Source organism: Acinetobacter silvestris, from assembly GCF_002135235.1.
Classification (GTDB): Bacteria; Pseudomonadota; Gammaproteobacteria; order Pseudomonadales; family Moraxellaceae; genus Acinetobacter; species Acinetobacter silvestris.
The window spans coordinates 442,809-463,769 of the sequence record NZ_NEGB01000002.1; the positions used below are offsets into that span (position 1 = coordinate 442,809).

Annotated in this window: 7 protein-coding genes; 3 read left to right on the forward strand and 4 right to left on the reverse strand. The window is 37.5% G+C overall.

What is annotated here, in order from left to right:
• Positions 1-45: 45 nt before the first annotated feature.
• Entirely contained in the window at positions 46-477 is a 432-nt protein-coding gene (locus B9T28_RS05380) for a hypothetical protein (RefSeq protein WP_086202918.1), read from the forward strand.
• 429 nt (positions 478-906) lie between these two features.
• On the opposite strand, the gene B9T28_RS05385 is transcribed toward B9T28_RS05380, so the two are convergent.
• A complete protein-coding gene (locus tag B9T28_RS05385) occupies positions 907-3,774 on the reverse strand; it encodes an ImpA family metalloprotease (protein WP_086202919.1) in 2,868 nt (955 codons plus the stop codon).
• Between the two features lie 1,344 nt (positions 3,775-5,118).
• Between B9T28_RS05385 and hutH the strand changes: the two genes are divergently transcribed.
• Together hutH and B9T28_RS05395 are read left to right on the forward strand one after the other, a co-directional pair.
• Positions 5,119-6,651 (forward strand): histidine ammonia-lyase, encoded by a 1,533-nt coding sequence (gene hutH / locus B9T28_RS05390; protein WP_086203047.1) that lies wholly within the window; start codon positions 5,119-5,121, stop codon positions 6,649-6,651.
• A gap of 75 nt (positions 6,652-6,726) precedes the next feature.
• On the forward strand, positions 6,727-8,139 hold the full coding sequence (locus B9T28_RS05395; RefSeq protein WP_086202920.1) for an amino acid permease: 1,413 nt from the start codon (positions 6,727-6,729) through the stop codon (positions 8,137-8,139).
• Between the two features lie 736 nt (positions 8,140-8,875).
• Here B9T28_RS05395 and B9T28_RS05400 read toward each other — a convergent pair.
• The 3 genes from B9T28_RS05400 to B9T28_RS05410 form a co-directional block, all read right to left on the reverse strand.
• The gene (locus tag B9T28_RS05400) at positions 8,876-12,589 is read right to left on the reverse strand and encodes a hypothetical protein (protein WP_213032966.1); all 3,714 of its coding nucleotides are present in this window, start codon (positions 12,587-12,589) and stop codon (positions 8,876-8,878) included.
• A gap of 12 nt (positions 12,590-12,601) precedes the next feature.
• The gene (locus B9T28_RS05405) at positions 12,602-18,982 is read right to left on the reverse strand and encodes a CshA/CshB family fibrillar adhesin-related protein (RefSeq protein ID WP_171263458.1); all 6,381 of its coding nucleotides are present in this window, start codon (positions 18,980-18,982) and stop codon (positions 12,602-12,604) included.
• A gap of 679 nt (positions 18,983-19,661) precedes the next feature.
• A complete protein-coding gene (locus tag B9T28_RS05410; RefSeq protein WP_086202922.1) occupies positions 19,662-20,894 on the reverse strand; it encodes a hypothetical protein in 1,233 nt (410 codons plus the stop codon).
• Positions 20,895-20,961: the final 67 nt, after the last annotated feature.

A 20,961-nucleotide genomic window follows, 5' to 3' on the forward strand; every position in this document is an offset into this window, starting at 1 on the left:
AAAATTTCATATTGAGCTATCAGTCGCTTGGAGAGAAATTATCAAATGAAACAATTACTAATTACTGCCATATTTACATTGTGTAGCATCTCTGTTTCTCATGCTTATAATAATACAGCTAATCGCCCAAACTGGCTTAAAGAAAAAATTCCAACTGAAAAACTTCTCGAATTAATAAACCAAATAGAAGGAAATTCTGATGATGATGTAAAACAATTAGATTTATGGGATAACACAGAAAATGATCAAGACTCTGATCATTTTAAGAAAAAGAAAATGCAGGTTGCATGTAAAGTTAAAGGTGATTTGGTTGATATGGACAATTTAATCACTTTTCAATCTAAGTTTTACCCTGAATTAAAACAGCTTATTACCGAAAAATCTAAAAATGACTTATTTAAAATGCTAAATTCGCCTGATATGCCAACCAATAAAGAATGTTTAACCGTTGATATATTTGTAGATGATCTATTATAACAATACATTACAGGCTATTGTGTCAGCGAGCGAAATCAGATCATTAAAGCCGATGCCATACAATAAATAGCCAACCTTTATCAAGCTTGAGTGCCTGATCATTGAGTGAAATTGTTTGATCCACTCCCTTCTCGGTAGAAATTTAAATACTATTATACTAGCAGTACTTAATAATATTTCGACCTCTAAAGAGTGAGAAGATTATGTTTCTATGCTGTTAACATAGAAAAAATCCGCGTACCAATCATGGAAAATGATATGTGTTTATACTCTTATATCAAAAAATACGGTTCATTAATGAACCTTGATTCATATAGTTGAAGTGAAAATTGGGTTATGGGCTTAGTAGCGAATAATATTTTAAGATAAATAAAAAGGTTACTTTCAAGAATGAAAATAACCTTTTGTGTAACGCACTCAGAAAAATACTTAGTAAGGATAGTTTGGAACCGAACCCGTTGCCGGAAGTGTTACCCAAGTCCCTTCATCTAAATGGTTCGACCTATTTACAGGTTGAGCATAGAAATTTAGTGGTGCCATAGGCAATTTAAGCATGGCAATGGATGTATGTGCAGTATCAGTAACAGGCAAACCATAAAGCTTAAACATCTCTTTTAAGTCATAACCCATAATTTTTGAGCTGAGTACATAAATCATATCAGGTCGACTCAAGTCTTTCGCAGTGAATGCCCCTAAACCCAACTTATTTTTCTCTTCAACTGTTGCTTTCGCAACATCAATCTGATTATACAGACGTTGCGAAATATTCAGTAAGCGCATAAATTCAAATACACCTTGCGAATCAGGTCGTGATTTAACTTGATGTAACTTGGTATAGTTATAAGCTAGCTGCATGTGGAATGCTTGCTGGGCATTGTCATTACCTTGCCATAGACGTTTTTCCATCTCTGCACGCAACGCCTCACCACTTAAGTTCGTATTACGATTATCTTTGATATTGCCATATAACAGAGGGTGATTAAAATTATTACCGTTATTGTCTAGACCATAAATTTCATATTTACGCAGCATACTTAAGCCAGCTAAAATGTTGTTATTACATTCGGTACCGCAACCAATAGTGCTTTTATTCTCTGTCGATGGGAAAGTCATGGTCAGCACCCCCTGAACAGTATTATGTCCAAGTTCATGTACCCAGCCCCAGCCTATATCCAACCCCGTTGCTCCATCAGATGGATTACCTGAACATAGGAAGCCACAAGTGGCAATCCAACCAATAAAATGCTGAACACTCGGTGCGCGATGAATGCTACCAGTACAGTCCCAGCCTAAAGTATTACAGTATTGCTGAGTGCTACCATCTAACGGCATATTGTTATAACCATTGGCAATATGGTTACTGTCATAAATAACAGTCTTAATCCTATCAATGTAGTCACGTGGTGAAGAGCTTCCCATCGCTTTGAGTGCATAAGCATTGATTTGCTGAATTTCACCACCTACAAATTTAAAAGTATTCCATCCAAAGGTTTTACTTTGCAAGCTAGCACTAGCTGCATTAATTTCAGAATCTGTAATCGGCTGAGTAAAATCAAAATGCGCATATTTTGCACCACCTTTGATTTTTAAAGTAATCGTACTGCCTGCCTTAGCATTGTTATAATTCAGCATTAATGGGCCACCAAATGGGCTGATAAACTTGTTATCAATGCCTGCATTCAGTTTTACAGTATAACTATTTGGACGAAGAGGACGTTGATAGCCACCGTCACCAAATGGATTTCCCCAAGTTCGTAAATAGCTAGTTTGTACAGCAAGGTTAGCACCTTGAGCATCTACAACTTGTATAGATGTAGCCTTAGCAGGAATACTGGCACGACCAATAGCAGTCATTCCGTTACCTTGCGGAATCGTCACAGTAATGGTTTCCCAATCACTACTGACTGGCATGTTTTGTGCTTCTGCTGGCATATAGTCACCAGCACCTTGTATCGCAGCCTTGGTATAATCACGGTTGTAATCTAGCCAGGCATCTGAGGCATAGGTTTTCATAAAAGTCAGCGGATCACCGTTTTTATTTAAACCCGTATAGTTCACAGCTGGACGCCATAAATCTGCAATTAAAACCAATGCTTTTAAAATACTATTTTTATTTTCTTCACTAAATGCTGACAAGCCCTGACTATTCAATCTCTGTAGTGCGCTTGAATGTGTAAGCATGCTTTGAATCATTGCATTGTTGGCGTTAAGCTCGCCTAAAGTGACCGATGTAGGATCAATGAAATATTTCAGGGTTTTAATGGTGCCATCAATCTGATTAATTCGTTCCCAGCGCTGCTCAATACTTGCAGAATTTGCCATCAACAATGTACTTTCAGCTCTGAACCAATTCATATTGGATTGAATGCCTATGGCATTCAAAACTTTTTGAGTATTTGCTTTGACATCCCAATTAGACCCTTGAAAATAAATCGCTTTACCGGCTTTTAAGTATTTGTCAATCAGCTCTTTTTCAAACTTCTCACCCTCAATACCTTGCCCCAAAACAATCAAATCAACAGCTTGCCAACAGGTATTTGCAGGATCCAGTATATTGCATGTTGAGGAGTTAACCGCTACGCCTAATTGCTTTTCAAGATAACTCTTAACATCGGCAGCCGATGTTCCCTTAACCACAACATTCAGTGGTTTATTCACCATTTGATGTGCATTACCAGTGATGAGCCAGCGTAGGCTATTATTCATCACTTCTGTAAACTGAATAAAATCAGCATTCTTATTTAAAATTGGGCTAAACATTTCCTGACCATAAGCCAGAGCTCGCCCTTCACCAATTTTTGTTACAACACCTAAGCCGCAACCTTTACCCGCTTGTAAATTAAGTACATCATCACAAACGCTATCCCCCATAGCAAAAGGTATGCCAATACTTAAATCAGTTGGATAAAGATTTAATGATGGGCCCGGTGTAAATTGTAAAGATGGCTGTATCGTTTTATTATTAGCATCCAAATATAAAGAACTTAACAGATTTTTTTGCCAATTTTGCTGTTGTTTTGCTGTACTCAGTGCCCATTGCAATAACATTTGACGATCTTGTTCTGTTAGATTTGCAGCACTACCTGTTTGAAGGGCTTGGTTCATACGATCATTGGGAATGACTTCAGGTGGTTTAATCGGCAGGTTTTCTTGTGAACCTGATTCCCCCCCACTGCCACCACCTCCTCCACCGCAAGCAATTAATCCTATTGATAATGATATCGTCAATAACGCATTTCTAAATGCTAAAGTCTGTACGGCCACAATGATTCCCCAAAGTAAAAATAACGACATCATGTTTAAAATATCGTAAATAATAGTTTGAGATTATAAAGGTAAAAAAGATAAGTCCTCATTAAATTAATAGCTATCTTTTTGTTTTTTAAGATTAATTAATTTACAAAAACATACTTTAATGTGATGTATTTAAAATTAGTTTAGCTTTGTTTTAAATTCGACCAAAATTAAACTGATTTCATATCACCTCTTACTTTAGCCAGTAGTATTTTCATCAATCACTTACTCGCTATCCGCTTAGTGTAAATTCCAATAATTAAATTAAATTTCAGACCAAGTATTGCTGCTTATTTCAATAATACTCAGCAAGCTAAATAAAACTATAAATGACCAAGAGCACTATTCATTCCATTTTATTAATTTTTCAGTGATGGCTTTTAAGATGATATTTAATTTACATGTTCGCATATCACCTTAAAGTCCCTTTCCAACCAATAACAAGAATTTGAAATTTAATATATTTTTATAAAAAAATCAGACTATAGGGTGAAGTTATATTCATTTTAAGAATGCTTTTTATCACAATAACGCTGGATACTTTTCGCTAAAATAAAATTATTGAATTTCTTAAACTGCATTTCAGTGCAAATTCTGAGTTGATAAAATTAAAATTTAGATCATTGGGAGGAAGTTCTATACAAAACCAAATTCTAGTAAAACTTAAAAAAATGAAATATTACAATAACTACGTACTTCGTAAATGAACCTTCAATTCCTGAAAATTTAAATGAATTAATTTTAAATTATACAAATATTAAAACCAATTTATTAATAAATTCTTAAGATTAATTTTAGATTATCTTTAAAATATAATAATCATGTTATTCTTCACCTTAAATCCACGCTAATTGTATAAAGCACTTCTCACTAACGGAGTTCGTGCCGATCAATGTCTGTATTTTAAAACCTGCTGTTATTGTTCGTATTTTATACTTTATTAAAAATTAATTAATAATATATTCATTAACTTAGATTTTTTTAACATTGTTACAAAAAATCTATTTTCAAAACCAGTAATATTTGTGTAAAGTTTTCTGTATATACAGGATTGTACCTATATACGTAAAAGTTAAAATTATCGTCAATAAAAATATGAGCAAAGGAAAGGAGTCTGATTGTGACCATCACAAATTTAAGTGAAGCAATGTGCGCATATTATCGAATACAAAATCAAGTTGACTCATGAATAGACAAATAGTGTGACGCAGAAGATATGTTATGTCTTGATCTTGAAAGTGATAATTGATTGATAAACATAAATTAAAAATATTGAACTCCTCTGCTGATTTTTTTAAGGAAAATTTAAAATCAGTAGATATACGAAATGATAAAAGGTAAATGAAAATGGAACTTCTTCTTCAACCCGGTAAACTTAATCTCGCTGATTTACGTCAGGCTTATTTAAATCCTATTCAAGTCAAACTTGATGAAAATGCAATTCCTGCAATTCAGGCAAGTGTGGATTGCGTAAATAAAATTATTCAAGAAGGCCGTACAGCTTATGGTATTAATACCGGATTTGGATTATTAGCTTCTACTAAAATTGCACCTGAAGATTTAGAACAACTACAACGTTCTTTAGTTCTTTCACATGCAGCTGGTGTTGGTGAACCGCTAAATGATGGCATGGTTCGCTTAATTATGTTACTTAAAGCGAATAGCCTAGCGCGTGGTTTTTCCGGTATTCGCTTAAGCGTTATTAATGCGCTATTGGCATTAATTAATGCTGAAGTGTATCCACATATTCCATTAAAAGGTTCAGTCGGTGCTTCAGGTGACTTGGCACCACTCGCACATATGTCTTTAGTGTTATTGGGTGAAAGTAAAGCACGTTATAAAGGTGAATGGTTACCTGCGGTTGAAGCTTTAAAAATTGCAGGTTTAGAACCTATTTCTTTAGCTGCGAAAGAAGGACTTGCCCTACTCAATGGAACACAAGTTTCGACAGCTTATGCGTTACGTGGTTTATTTGAGGCAGAAGATTTATTTTCTGCAGCAGTAGTTTGTGGTGGCTTAAGTGTTGAAGCAATGCTAGGTTCACGTTCACCATTTGATGCACGTGTGCATGAAGTGCGTGGTCAGCGTGGTCAAATTGATGTTGCTGCGGCTTATCGTGACTTACTCTTAGATCACAGTGAAATTGGTCAATCACACGAAAGTTGTGAAAAAGTACAAGATCCATATTCTCTACGTTGTCAGCCTCAAGTAATGGGCGCATGTTTAACACAAATTCGCCAAGCTGCTGAGGTTCTTGAAATTGAATCTAATGCTGTTTCCGATAATCCATTGGTTTTTGCGAAAGAAGGCGATGTGATTTCAGGTGGTAATTTCCATGCAGAACCTGTTGCGATGGCTGCGGATAATCTGGCATTGGCAATTGCAGAAATTGGTTCATTATCTGAACGTCGTATTTCGATGATGATGGATCGCCATATGTCACAGCTACCACCATTCTTAGTCGAAAATGGCGGAATCAATTCAGGGTTTATGATTGCACAAGTGACTGCAGCAGCCTTAGCCAGTGATAATAAAGCATTGGCACATCCTGCGAGCGTAGATAGTCTACCAACCTCTGCAAATCAGGAAGATCATGTTTCTATGGCACCGAATGCAGGCAAACGTTTATGGCCAATGGCAGAAAATGTACGTGGCGTGTTAGCCATTGAATGGTTAGGTGCATGTCAGGGCTTAGACTTTCGCAAAGGACTAAAAAGTACGATAAAATTGGAACGTGCACGTAATATTTTACGTGATCAAGTACCATATTATAGTGAGGACCGTTTCTTTGCGCCAGATATTGAGCAAGCCAGTGATTTGTTAGCCAGTGGTTGTCTAAATGAATTAATTCTTACCAAATTGTTGCCTAGTCTTGCATAAGTTGTGATTTAAAAAAAGGTCACATGATGTGACCTTTAGCAAACAAAAAAATTTCCTCAAGGATTGGAGATTCAAATGTCACAAGATTCTGCCTTACAAAGAGGCTTGAGCACTCGCCACATACGCTTTTTAGCTTTAGGCTCAGCGATTGGAACGGGCCTTTTTTACGGCTCTGCAACTGCAATTCAAATGGCAGGGCCATCGGTATTAATAGCTTATATTGTTGCTGGTATTGCAATTTATATTGTCATGCGCGCACTGGGTGAGATGTCAGTACATAACCCAGTTTCCGGTTCTTTTAGTCATTATGCGACAAAATATATTGGTCCATTTGCTGGTTTTACCACAGGCTGGACCTATGTATTTGAAATGATCATTGTGGCTTTGGCCGATGTCACTGCATTTGGCATTTACATGGGATTCTGGTATCCCGATGTACCTCGATGGATTTGGATTTTATCGTTAATTTTATTTTTAGGTGCAATCAATTTAATTCACGTTAAAGTCTTTGGTGAATTAGAGTTTTGGCTCTCCATAATTAAAGTAACCGCCATTATTGCCATGATTATAGGTGGTTTTGGGTTAATGTTTTATGGATTCCACAACGATCATAGTGCGATTGTATCTGGCGTTCAAAACTTATGGCTCTATGATGGCTTTATGCCTAATGGGATTGGCGGTCTAGTTGCCTGTTTATCGGTTGTCGTTTTTGCTTTTGGTGGTATTGAAATCATTGGTATTACTGCAGGTGAATCTGCAGATCCTAAAAAATCAATTCCTAAAGCGATTAATGCTGTTCCCGTTCGTATTTTATTATTCTACGTATTGACCATTTTTGTACTCATGTCAATTTTCCCTTGGAACCAAATTGGTACACAAGGCAGCCCATTTGTACAAATTTTTGAAAGTTTAGGCATTAAATCTGCGGCAACTATCTTAAATATTGTCATCATTTCTGCAGCAATTTCAGCCATTAATAGTGATATTTTTGGTGCAGGCCGTATGCTATATGGTATGGCTCAGAGTGGGCAAGCACCCGCTGTATTTACCAAGGTGTCTAAGAATGGTGTACCTTGGATGACCGTTGTTGTGATGGCAGGTGTACTACTGATTGGGGTGATACTCAACTACCTCATTCCTGAAAATATTTTCCTCATCATTGCATCGATTGCCACTTTTGCAACAGTTTGGGTTTGGTTAATGATTCTTGTCTCGCAGATTGCTATGCGCCGCAAATTATCAACAGAAGAAATCAAAGCTTTAGATTTTCCAGTAATTGGTTGGCCATATGCCCCAGCATTTGCAATTATATTCATGTTGTTTATTTTAGCAATGATGGCATATTTCCCAGATTCTAGACCCGCAATTTACGTTGGATTCGGTTGGCTCTTTATTTTATGGATTGCCTACATTGTTAAAATTAAGCCGAAATTAAAAGGTTTTAAAAGTGAATTAACATCGCAACAAAATTTAGAAATAAAAGGCTAAAAATAGATCAGCCCAATTTATAATAATTGGGCTAATCTACCAGTTATCTATTAACCTATCCATTCCAATACAGCTATCCAATTTTTTTAATGATTAAGCTCTTATTTTAATGATCCATAAGCAAAGATAAATAGAGGCAGAAGCAAATCGTCGCCAATGATGGAGGATGCTCAACCTCGCAAATATGTGCATTCTAACTCATAACAAATAATGCGAATAATCGATAAATATTAGGTAATCTATTCAATCAGATGAAAGCTTGATAGGATCTATATAGATGGTACTTTAATATAAAGAAATATCATCAAGTGACTGCAGATTGGCAAGTATATATCTTCAAAAAAAGAATACAACGAACCATTAAAAACTAACATCAAGACACTGTTATATGCTTAAACAATGAAGCTTATTAAAATTATTAACGTGTGAGTATTGATACTGCATAATCATAGAAATAAGTTCTAAAAGACTTAGCTGAGATGATCAAAATTTCAATCGTTTACTCTATTATTTTAAACTCTACCAATCAATCACTTCAAGTTTCTAAAAAGAATCATCAACAATACTGAATAGTTCAATCAAATCAGGCATGCTAAATTAAAGATTTTAGAGGACTTCTCAATCTCATTATTAAAACACATTCTATCGCCGATTAAAAAAGCTAAGGAAGTGAATAAAATATCAAAACCTTAGCTCTTTCAATTATTTAACATTCTACAATATTAAATAAATATTATTAATAATAGCCTACAAAGTTCAGAAACCATCCTTTATTACGATAGTTATCTACACGCGTTAAATCACCATTAAACTCTGTAAAATTATAACCAATACCGACACGGAAATTTTGATTAATATCCTTATCAATACCTAATAGCACCCCTTGCTTGTCTCCACCGTCCTGAACATTCAACCAACGGTATTCTGCAAGCGCATGCCAATTATTTATCACTTCATAACGACCTTGCACTGCTGTAAACATCGTATCCGAATCAAACCACTGGCCCTGATCACGCCCCAAGCGTACTTTTCCGACACGATCTGCCAACTTCAAAGCAGTTTCAAAACGATGTGTCCAGCGATAAACGCCTTCAAGTGAAACCACTTGTGCCTGCTGATCATAATAGGCTGCTGAGATTGCACTATCATCCCAACCACTAACCTGACCAAGAGATGATAAATCATAAACATAGGTATAACGCCCGAAAATACCCCATCGAGAGTCATTCCATGGACGATAAGCAAAGCCTAAGCTACTTTCAGCAAATTTTGCACCTGCTTCGGCATTAATATGATCACGGGTTTCAGAATAATTGGCCTTTGCTGCCAAGGTTAAACTGTCATTAATTTTATGTCGTAATGTATTCGTAGTCACCCACTGTGTTCTATCTTCAGCATCTGAATCATCACGCCATTCCACTTTACTTTGCCAGTTCGTGTTCGGAGTGGTACGTCCACCATAAACACTCACAGCTTTGCGTTTTACATTTCCGCTGCTTGCATCAAGATTACCATGCTGTAAGGAATAACCCAGATTCCAATTTTCTGCAGGGTAAAAATCCATACCAAAAGTATGCACTAATGCATTGCCGTTACGTTGGTCTTTCAAATACTGACTTTCATTATAAACATTTGTTCGCTGTGTTAGACGCCAACGCTGACCGAGCGTCCAACCCGCCTGATTATCATGATTAAATAAACTATCATACTGAGTCGTATCCGCGGCTACCGTATATGCACCATACAAGCTATGTTCTGGAGTAAGTTGATACTCACCCGAAACTGTTGCCGAATCTCCTCGGCTACCATGTGTTGCTGCAGCATTTACAGAAGATTGATTTCCAAATAAATAGCGTCCACCTAAAGTCACAGCATCATTATTATCATAGAGTCCCGAACTATTGACTGTCGCTTGTCCCACACCATACATTTCCAATGATGGTGTAAGTCTTTGACTATACTTTAACGCCGCAAGAGTTCCTGCCGCATCACCTGCAAAACGCTCTTCATCTACATGTCTTAATTCGGCAGTCAGTGTTTGCTCATCATTCAAACGCCATTCTGTTGTAACCTGACTTTGGCTTAAACTTTCTTGACCACGTTCAGCTCGACTATGCTTAGTGTATAAGCTCATATTAGGTTTAAGTTCCCCTAATACTTCAGCGCCATACTCCGTCACATCTTGTCCTATAAAATCAGTCCGAGCCGAGGAGTATCCTGCGTCAATGTTTCTCCACCACGCACCAGCACTCCAATCATGAACCGTCAAACCTTGCTCTTTTAAGTTAACTCTCGCTTCGACCGAAGTCGCCTTACCATTTCTAGGTACATTAGAGGTTAACTGAGTGAAGCTTAAACCGCCATTATCTGAAAAAAAGACGGGAACACTGGTCGACTCACTTTGTCCATGTTCGACTTTTAAGTAAGTGCCTCTTCCTGCTTTTAATGTAATATCCGCCGCTTTAAGCTTGTAATCATCACCAGATTTTTGTTCATCAATATAGGTTGCTCCTACACCGATATAATCATTTAACCAATGTTTAGCTCGAATACCTGCGGTTAATTGGCCATCCAAACCTTTCGGTGCATATTCATAATCTACTATTAGACGTTGTTCATAGCCATCTAATGGCGTATCAATAGTAATACTATTGCGATCTTCACTCGCAATTTGGGCTAATGGTCTACGCGTAATGATACGTCCTTGATAAGCATCAAATTCATAATCTGCACCACTAATTAACTGCTTGGTCGAAATCACTCGACCCGTAGTTTTATCACGAATTTCCAAGGTCACAATATCTGAACCTGGAACAATATCCGTATGACGCAAATAATATAAACTTCCGCCTGTACCTAATAGCTCTGTCTGGCCATGTGCTGTATTGGCATCTGACCCAAATAAACGAATTTTTGTTTTTTCATCACCATATTTGGTTGATAAATTACTTCTCCAATCCAATGCACCACCATAAAGTGAGCGCTGGTATTGAGCCAGTTCAGTGCCCGTAAATCCTGTAGCATAGTTACCCCATAATGCTTGGTTTTTATCCCAATCTACTCGAAGGTACATTCGCCCTTGAGTATCAACATCTCGTGTTGTCGTAGAGTCATCACCATAGGTTGGATAATACTGTTCAGGATCTAATCGTCTAAAAACATCTTCAGCGTAAGAATCGGTAAATCCAGTAAATAGTTTTCTAATTTCCCTTTCGGTTGTATCCGCCTGGGCAGTAATTAAGTATTTAGCCTTGAGTTTAGATTTAACATAAAATGCAAGTCTGGCATCTGTAAGTAAATCATCATCTCTGCCAGCATTGGCAGCAATTTCATGCGAACCACTAATTTTCTGTTGTTGCACAGTCACATCTGCAATCGCAGTACCAAAAAAGTATTTACCCGTTACATTTACAGGCAATATTTTTTCTATTGCAGTCTCACCATTACCCACACGAATATTAAACTGATGTTCTCCCACAGGCATGAGATATTCTGCAACAAACTTGCCTTCTTGGTCGACTGGGTAGGTTTGGTCATTAATTGACAACTGACTATTTGAAGGAATATTTCTTCCCTGTACACGAATTCGCGAACCATGCAGCAAAATATTCTGTTGCCTTAAACCATTCCCAGCAAAAACATTGTTAATTAAACTTTGTTTAAGTGCGTCCTGAGTCGTCAATGCAGTATTCATACTTTTTTCAAGCGTATTTCTTAATAAAGTATTATTACGCTGCTCATCCTGTGGACTAACCAACTGCAACTGACCTGGATAGGTTTCATCAAACTGTCCATTTTTACCATAAGCACGGACAATATAAATTAATTGATCACCCTCACGATATTGATATGAAGATGACAATTGACCTTGCCATTCTGTATCTGTAACAGCGCCAACAGTTAAAGGTATTGTTGCTAAAGGTGTTACGTAATCTGTATCACTGCTCCGAAAAACCAAAAGCTCCATTCTGTCAATAAATGCAGAATAATTGCTTCGAGTAAAAAAGTTCACCGGTTTTATAATCTTACCGTTTGCAAAAGCAACCACCGAAGGTCCTGATACTGTCAGTTCAGCACGTCCTGGAGTAGGATCTTCCGTCGCCCAAACCACTCCACCATGTGGTAATTCAGCATAAAAACTACCCTTTACTTTGGCTACTCCAGGTGGAGCTGCAGAAGCTACGCTAAGTGTAACTCGCCGATCGGGAGCAAGTTCATCCGATGATGACTTTTTAGATGTTCCCTGAGTTATCTGCTCATCATAACTTTGTGATCCTACACGGAATAACAATTGCCCATCATCAGAACATTGATTGTTCTGACAATTTACTGCATTTTCATTACTCTTTTTTGATGATTTCTGCGTTTCTGAATAACTGTCTGCCCACACATACGGTGTCATTCCAGTCATTAATGAGGCAATCATATAATTCAATAATTTAATTTTCATGGTAGCCCCTTCTTAATGACTTATGTTTTGCTGAGTAGACGAATCACTCAGCTGACTGGTTTTCAAGGTACGGGATTCTTCAGCATTCAAAAGGGTAACCTGTAACTTCTGTTTTACCTCATCTGATAAATATGGCAGCAATGCCTGATAAACAGCCTTCGCTCGTTTTAATCCAAGTTTCATGTTGTATGCATGATTTGCTCTAACATCTGTATGCCCAACAATAGAAACAACCTCACCTTTAGATTGATTAATATGTGCTGCTATCTGTTTAAGCAAAGGAATATAACGTGGGTGAACATCAGCTTTATCAGTTTTAAATAAGATTGTACCAACAATTACACCTTGCTCATTCAGACCACTCACCAATTGGTTTTGACCATTAAGCTCTGTCATTACAGAAATTGATGTTTTAGACAAAACTTCTTGCGATAGATTCTGCTTCAAAGCATTCTGCACGGCTTGGGCGCGAGCAAAAGCAAGTGCTTCATATTCTCCATTGGCAGTGATAGTTAAATTACCGCCATGGAATTTATCCACTTTCATCGCAATGGTTTTCAATACTGGTAAATATTTATCACGCACTATCGCTTGATTAGGTTCAAACAAAACCTCACCAAGTTCCAGTTCTGCTACTTTAGATTCACCTTTCAATAGTTCTGGTTGAGCGTATACGCCAAAATCAAAACGTACTGGTAGACCAGGTGTAACTCGACGAAGTAGTGGATTGTTAGTTGTAAATACAGCACCTTGTGGCAAGGTAGCTGGGTCAACTTTTAAAATAAAGTTACGACCTCTATCCCAATTTCCACCATTCACCCCCACAAGATGGTAACGACCAAACTGATCGGTTTCCATTAAAATTCCTTCCACAGAGGCAATGCGCACTCCCGGAATACCTTTTTCATCAATACCTGTACTGCGAATAATATATTCAACAAGATAGCCATCAGATACCTGAGTCACTACACGCTGAACATCAAGCTCAACTGCATTTCTTCCTGCTTTCGCTTCGCCAGTTTTTTCAATACGTACATCACCCGTTTTTGTCATATGCACGATGACACCTTGGTCATTGCTCAAGACAAAATCATCTGTAAATGCCAGCGTTTTAAGTTTTTGACGAATCATGATTTGATGATTTTGAATTGGATCAGCCTCAGACTGACGCGCCTGAATATTCCCCAATTTAATCCCATGTAATAATGGAGCACTTGCATCAGCTTCTGGCTGATAACCAGAACCTTTATTCACTTCAGTAGAATTTGGAATATAGGCTTCAGGTACAAATCCACCTTGAGCAACCATACCACTCACTGCTGCACTGTCTTGCCATCCATCACGATCACGATCATTAAATACCGTACCAAAAATCAGCGATTCATCTAGTAATGGATCATTATCTGACTGAACAGAAGCAGTAGATTTATTAGAGATATCATCTCCGTCACTATTTTTAGTAATCGCAGTGTTGATATGAGTGCCTTGCTGAATACCAGCACCAACCTTCGTTAAGTAACTAATTGAACCCGTCTTTCCAACAGCCAAATTAATGCCATTAAAGACCACTGGACGTGTACCAGTTGCGGCAATGTTATTACCTAAACTTGAACTTGTTACAGAACCTGCCACATAAGTAAATCCTGCTGCTGGCGTATCAATTAGTTGAGCATTTTCTACAGCTACTTGACCAATATTAGTTACTTGAATGGTGTAACGAACAAGATCACCAACTTTAACTTTCTTCACAGCTGCTGATTTGACAATCCTTAATAGAGATTCATCCGCAATAACACCAACTTTGATATATGCTGTAGAACAACTCAAGAACTCAAAATTATCACAAATTTGATAATGAATTGTGTAGTCACCTACTGGTGTTCCAGCCGGAACTGTCACCGCTCCAGTTAGCAAATCCAGTAAAGGCACCAACGGACTACCATTCACTGGTACTGCAGGTTCTAATATTTTTCCTGTAATTTCAGCAGGGTTAAATGCAAAATTATTTAAGGTATCATTTTCTGAGTAAGCATTACCTACAGTTTTGGTCTGATTACTACCTCGATGAATACCATAGTTATCATCTACAGCCTTAATCTCTCTTTTTACTGGAGTCGTTGTACTACAAGTTGTACAGCTTGGTTGATCGCCGCCTGATGCAATAACCGTATTCACAACCGTATTCACTGCATCCTTCCCAACCGTTACTTGATAGCTAATCGGATAGATATTTGGAATCTGACCTTTTGGTGCACTAATACTTATGTTTTTACCCGTACCTGTGATTGTCCAACCTGTCGGGGCAGTACCACTCACAAAGCTTAGACCTTGACCCAATGTATCATTTAGCGTTAATACATCAGTCGTTTGGGAGTTCGCAACTGTCACATTAACCGTATAGTTAATTGTGTCGCCTACTTTTGCTGTAGTTGCAGTCGTAGTTTTTACAATATCAACACTTGGTTTAGTCACTGGAGTTGTGGTGGTACATGTCGTACAGCTTGGTTGATCGCCACCTGATGCAATAACTGTATTGACAACATTATTTACTGCATCTGCATTGACCAGTACTTTATAAGTGATGGTATAGGTATTTGGAATTTGACCTTTTGGTGCATTGATACTGATGTTTTTACCCGTACCTGTGATTGTCCAACCTGTCGGGGCAGTACCACTCACAAAGCTTAAGCCTTGACCCAAAGTGTCATTCAGCGTTAATGCATCTGTGGTTTGAGAGTTCGCAACCGTCACGTTAACCATATAGTCAATCGTGTCACCTACTTTAGCTGCAGTTGCTGTGGTCGTTTTGATCACATCAACACTTGGTTTCGTCACCGGTGTAGTGGTAGTACATATTGTACAGTTTGGATTATCTTTTCCTATTGCTGTAACTGTATTCAGTACATTATCTACTGCATCCGCACCCACTAAAACCTTATACGTTAGATTATAGACTCCTGGCATCTGACCTTTCGGGGCAAGAATATTGATCTCCTTTCCGATGCCAATTAACGCCCATCCTGTTGGTGGAGTTCCACTCACAAAGCTTAAGCCTTCACCAAGAATATCTTTCAAAGCCAAAGCATCTATTGTCTGTGAATTTAGTACTGCTATCTTCACTGTATAATCAATTGTATCACCCACTTTAACAGTAGTTGCTGTCGTTGATTTTTCAACATTAATAACCGATACAGCTACTGGTGTTGTTGTGATGCAAATAGTACAACTTGGATTGTCTCCTCCCGATGCAATGACTTTATTCACCACCTCGTTGAAAGCATCCTCACCCACCAACACTTTATACGTCACGCTGTATGTATCAGGTACTTGACCTTTCGGTGCAGCTATATTAATGGCTTGACCATTACCAGTTAGTGTCCAACCTGTCGGGGCAGTGCCACTCACAAAGCTTAAGCCTTGACCCAAAGTATCATTTAACGTTAAGGCATCTGTGGTTTGAGAGTTCGCAACCGTCACTTTAACCGTATAGTTAATCGTGTCGCCTACTTTTGCTGTAGTTGCTGTAGTTGTTTTCACAACATCAACTGTAGATTGAGTCACTGGAGTCGTGGTAGTACAAGTGCTACAGCTTGGCTTATCTCCGCCTGTTGCAGTGACTTTATTTACTACATTGTTTACCGCATCCGTACCCACTAAAACCTTGTACGTTAGATTATAAGTTCCCGGAATCTGACCTTTCGGTGCAGCTATATTAATAGCTTGACCATTACCCGTTAGTGTCCAACCTGTCGGGGCAGTGCCATTCACAAAGCTTAGGCCTTGACCCAAAGTATCATTTAACGTTAAGGCATCTGTGGTTTGAGAGTTCGCAACCGTCACTTTAACCGTATAGTCAATCGTGTCGCCTACTTTTGCTGTAGTTGCTGTAGTTGTTTTCACAACATCAACTGTAGGTTTAGTCACTGGTGTCGTTGTAGTACAAGTTGTACAGCTTGGCTTATCTCCACCTGATGCAGTAACTTTATTGACAACATTGTTTACCGCATCCGTACCCACTAAAACCTTGTACGTTAGATTATAAGTTCCCGGAATCTGACCTTTCGGTGCAGCTATATTAATGGCTTGACCATTACCCGTTAGTGTCCAACCTGTCGGGGCAGTACCACTCACAAAGCTTAAGCCTTGACCCAAAGTATCATTTAACGTTAAGGCATCTGTGGTTTGAGAGTTCGCAACCGTCACTTTAACCGTATAGTCAATCGTGTCGCCTACTTTAGCAGTGGTCGCTGTAGTTGTTTTAACAACATCAACTGTAGGTTTAGTCACTGGTGTCATTGTGGTACAAGTTGTACAGCTTGGATTATCTCCACCTGATGCAGTAACTTTATTGACTACATTGTTTACCGCATCCGTACCCACTAAAACCTTATACGTTAGATTATAAGTTCCCGGAATCTGACCTTTCGGTGCAGCTATATTAATGGCTTGACCATTACCCGTTAGTGTCCAACCTGTCGGGGCAGTGCCATTCACAAAGCTTAGGCCTTGACCCAAAGTATCATTTAACGTTAAGGCATCTGTGGTTTGAGAATTTGCAACTGTCACTTTAACTGTATAGTCAATCATATCTCCCACTTTCGCAGCTGTAGCTATAGTGGTTTTTACAATATCAACACTCGGTTTTTTAACGACAACATCTTTAGTCGCACAATAACCTGTGGCAACATCACATGAAGGAGAAGGAGTCTCAGGTGTATTCTTATCGGGGTCACTACCACCGCCGACACTCGCATAGTTTGTAAATGTTGTAGGAGAAGCTGTTACGGCTTCACGAGGTACATTGACTGGCAAGACTATAGCCGAATTACCTGTTGGCTTTAATACAGCACTACTTTTACAGGTAATGAGTTGATTACTGTCAAAAGTACAAGCCCATCCATTAGTGTCATACGTACCCGTCCATTTTGCAGTTAAACCAATAGGCATTTGGTCTAGAACAGTAATTTCACCTTCTGTGTCCACATCACCTTTGTTCGTGACTGTCAGTGTATATATTGCATCATCCTGATTAACGATCCAGCCATCTGTGCTAGCGTTATTCGTTTTAGCAATATGAAGTTTAGGTGCTCCAATCGTCAAAATACTGTCTTCTACTTCACCATCACTGGCTTTACCAGTAGGCTCGGTAATTTCAGAAGAATCCGATGCAATACGCAAACGAATAAACGACTTACCTGCTTTTACATCATTTGGAATAGTCCAAGTTAAAGTTGTTTTTCCACCACTACAAGTAGATTGACTTCTTTCTCCACTATCAAACTTTCCATTTATATTAAAATCAATCCAACCTGAAACAGCCCCTGTACCTTTACAATCAAACGTTGCTTGATAAGACTTATTTTTATTAACAGTACTTATCGGTTTATAACTTGTTGATACCTCCCAACCTTGCCATGCATCTTCATCGCTGACTCCATTTAATGGATTTTTGTCATCACCTGTTGCATCATCACTAAAAAGCGGTTCACGCTCAACATCAGGACCAAGAGAACCTAAATAAAGTGTATGTTTTGGAGAAAGAACTGAGACATTATCTGATAGCTTAGAACTTGCTGTAAGTGGGTTTCCTGTTATGGTCATACTGTCGACAAGATGCATCGCACCATCGTAAGACTTAGGTGCGTCACTAAAATCGGCATATGGCACAACTAAACCAATAGCCATTGCAGTTTTTCCGCCACCTTGAAGCTTAAAGTTCATCGTATGCGTACTTGATTTTTTTGAAAACTTTAAAAAAGTAACTGCAGATTGTCCTGCATTAGATACGCTAGTGGTAATATTAATCGTCTGAAGACCTGCAGACGTAGAAGTATTAAGATGGTATTGATCGGCCGAAGCAGCTGTAACCTTATCAATTAAATACCAATCACCCTCTCCTGTCGCCCCAAAATTTTCATTATCTGCCATAGATTCAGCATCAGCAATGACAAAACCTTGAGCACTAAAACCGACTCCGTTAACTTCTGTTGTACAACTGACATCAAATTTTACCTCTTGACCGTCATTACTATTAACAATACCTGAGATTAACTGATTACTCCCATCAGTACCGCCGATGTTATACATATCATCCAAACGGTCTTTACCATAATCTCCCGATTTATAAGACCTTATTGGATTATTAATATTATTAATCGTACATACTGCTGTTAATGTTTCGGTCTTAGAAATAGGAATAGAAGCTGAGCTCTGATCATCATTTTTGATTCCCTGACCATGAGTGCCATTAACACCTCCACCCCAAGTCAGCCATAATATTTCATTTTTATATGAACCAGAGCCATCCGTCGCATAAGCAGCAGCCAGTGTAGTTTGTGATAAACCATAAAGTGCTAAAATGCACAAAAATAAAATAAATCTCATAATTTTCATAATTTTCATAAGTCGTTTTTCGAGCCCATAATTGTGGACATTATATGGAAAAAATGTTTATTTCCTAAGCTTTATTTATAATTACGATATATTTTACATTTTTTTTTGTAACAGAGATCTAGTTGTTTAAAATAGCTTAAAATAGTAAAAAATTATTTTTTCAAATAAAAACTGTATCAATTTTGCTTACAAAGCAAGTGATATCGAACATCTTAAATCTATAAAAACTTAAAATAGACTTAAATTGCTAATAGTTTGCATAAGTTTAGATTGCTAATAATTTAAAAATTCTACATATTGGAATAAATCACTATTTTAAGTAAAAATTGTTTTTCTCTAAGACTTTTTAATTTAAAGAATCTTTGTTGCATAAGCCCATTATATTAAAGCATATTCGGTCATATCATTTACAAATGGCCAAAACCACATCTAAAACTTACCAAATGATCTATTGGCTATCCTAGAACCTTACTTTGACCAATCAAGAAATATCACCATTTGGTTTACAAGGCTATTTATCAAATTATCCAACTAAGATAAGAATGGGAGTAATTATTTGCTGATGTTGTTGGCTTTTAAGCCTCTTCTTAGGATCTAAATATGAGCTTGTTCATTAACAGATGATATTTAAGAACAAGCCCAGAATGATTAATTCATATGATAAACCTGTTAAAAAATATTAAAAATAATAACCTATATTAATATTCAACTGATTTTCCCATTGGTTACTTCCACCAGAAGCTAAGCTTTGTCCATAATCGCTCCCCCCCACATATGGATTATTTTTTCCAAACAGCCATTCTGATGCAATATAAAAATTCTTCTTATAGGTAAACGCTGCACCAACAACCCACTCACTGGAGTTCATAAATTCTTTTTGATCTTTATCATAATAACTATAGTGTGTGTACACATTAAAATCAGCAATATTTTCAGTATTTAATTCTGGCAGTTTATAATTTAAATCTGCGCTATAAATCATCCCTTTATTCGCAATATTAAATTCACCATCATAAGAACCCAATGTGGTTTGATGAGATGAATTTTTGATATTATTAAATAAAGTCACTAGCTTAAGATCTACACGGTCATTATTAATACCATAATGCAAACCCAAAATTTCACGGTGCCCATCTTCATCTTTATTATTCTCAGCATCTAACTTTGAATAATAGCCTGATATTCCATATTTTGAAGTCCAGTTTTCAAATTTTTTCGAATAGTTATATTGTAAAGCAAGCGCATCTTTCTCTTTATATTGTGTGCCATTTTCTAAACTATCATTTGCAGAAACAATTACATTGGAATAATATGCCCCATTGCTTGTCCCTTTTCCTTTCCAAGCATTTGCAAAATAATAACCGAGTAATACTTCCGAGTTTTCATTTTTATAATTATATTTTAGACCGACTCGATATAAATCCTCAATACCTGCAATATAGGCAATAGACTCTAGCATCGTACTGGTATAATAAGGTTGAAAACCAATTGGTACTTGATTCAAACCAAATTGCACTGCTTGTTTGTCATCAACGGCATATTCGACATAGGCTTTTTTAGGAAAACTGATATCACCAATATGATCTGTATAATCGTAAGGATATGCGCCGCCTAAAATACGATACTCAAAACTCCCAGATAACTTTTCATAACTGAAATCCGTATTCAAAATTAAAGTATCGAAACTAAATTTACGAATATCACGATCAGGATCGAAATCAAAACGAGTCCGTATAGCCCCTCCAAAATCAATATAATTTTTCTTTACTCCAGGTTCATTCATATTTTCATCTGCATGGCTATAGCCCGCAGACATGAACAATAAAGTACATAGTAATAAAGGTGCAGATTTAGGCTTACGCTGGGCTAAATCAGGTGACTTCACTTTAGCTGTATCATGTTGAATGTCCATATTCTTTCCTTAAATATCTCGGTATACATGTATATTTTGATAACACTTATCCCTTCGAGTTAATCGA

Excerpts from the sequence above, each read along its gene's own strand:
- B9T28_RS05380 (WP_086202918.1), top strand. The coding sequence starts at position 46 with ATGAAACAATTACTAATTACTGCCATATTTACATTGTGTAGCATCTCT.
- B9T28_RS05385 (WP_086202919.1), bottom strand. The coding sequence starts at position 3,774 with ATGATGTCGTTATTTTTACTTTGGGGAATCATTGTGGCCGTACAGACT.
- hutH (WP_086203047.1), top strand. The coding sequence starts at position 5,119 with ATGGAACTTCTTCTTCAACCCGGTAAACTTAATCTCGCTGATTTACGT.
- B9T28_RS05395 (WP_086202920.1), top strand. The coding sequence starts at position 6,727 with ATGTCACAAGATTCTGCCTTACAAAGAGGCTTGAGCACTCGCCACATA.
- B9T28_RS05400 (WP_213032966.1), bottom strand. The coding sequence starts at position 12,589 with ATGAAAATTAAATTATTGAATTATATGATTGCCTCATTAATGACTGGA.
- B9T28_RS05405 (WP_171263458.1), bottom strand. The coding sequence starts at position 18,982 with ATGAAAATTATGAGATTTATTTTATTTTTGTGCATTTTAGCACTTTAT.
- B9T28_RS05410 (WP_086202922.1), bottom strand. The coding sequence starts at position 20,894 with ATGGACATTCAACATGATACAGCTAAAGTGAAGTCACCTGATTTAGCC.